This is a genomic window from Paraburkholderia sp. SIMBA_030, from assembly GCF_046535245.1.
In the GTDB taxonomy this organism is placed as follows: Bacteria; Pseudomonadota; Gammaproteobacteria; order Burkholderiales; family Burkholderiaceae; genus Paraburkholderia.
Genome location: NZ_JAWRXB010001343.1, coordinates 1 through 246 on the forward strand (window position 1 = coordinate 1; position 246 = coordinate 246).

The following is a 246-nucleotide window of genomic DNA, read 5'->3' on the forward strand; positions in this document are numbered from 1 at the left end:
GCTCACGCCGCTGTTCACGACACATCGGCTCACGCGCAGTTTCCCCGCGCCGCTCGTTATGCCAGGCGCGGGCGTGCTGCATGTGTGGCGCTTTCGCGCGAGCTGGCTGCCCGTCGCGATTCACGAAAGCGAGCATTGGCTCTCGGACGCCGAGCGCAACCGCGCGCGCCTGCATCCGAACGCCGCGCAGCGCCATCGTTATGTCGCGAGCCGCATCATGCTGCGCTGGATCGGCCGGACGGCTGC

The 246-nt window shown here is 69.1% G+C and carries 1 pseudogene; it reads left to right on the forward strand.

Annotation, left to right across the window (positions count from 1 at the left end):
- A pseudogene (locus tag SB772_RS44405) lies at window positions 1–246 on the forward strand (hypothetical protein); the annotation flags it as partial.